The organism is Acinetobacter sp. I-MWF (assembly GCF_025433935.1).
Classification (GTDB): domain Bacteria; phylum Pseudomonadota; class Gammaproteobacteria; order Pseudomonadales; family Moraxellaceae; genus Acinetobacter; species Acinetobacter guillouiae.
Genome location: NZ_JAMBAR010000012.1, coordinates 1 through 323 on the forward strand (window position 1 = coordinate 1; position 323 = coordinate 323).

At 62.2% G+C, this 323-nt stretch carries 1 protein-coding gene; it reads left to right on the plus strand.

Annotated elements, in window-relative coordinates; all coding sequences use genetic code 11:
• Positions 1-323, plus strand: a 323-nt coding sequence (locus M2R48_RS21130; RefSeq protein WP_262087584.1) for a recombination protein NinG, incomplete at both ends; no start/stop codon positions are given.

Below are 323 nucleotides of genomic sequence, written 5' to 3' on the forward strand. Positions count from 1 at the left end.
AGCATCGGCAGCGGCTGCATCAGTTGCGGCGAGTCGCAGGAATCGATCCTTTCCGCCCAGGGCTGGAAGACTGGCGGGGCGTTCGACGCGGGCCATTTCCTCGGTAAGGGTGCCCGTCCAGAACTCAGGCTGGTGCCCAGCAATATCTGGCTTCAGTGCAAAAGCTGTAACGCCGGCTCATCCAAGTTCGCCCGCAAAGGCGAGACGGTCTCCCAGGGGTTCCGCACCGGCCTGATCGCCCGCATAGGGCTGGAAGCTGTCGAGGCGCTGGAATCCGACCACACGCCACGCAAAGAAACCGTAGAGCAACTGAAAGCCATCAC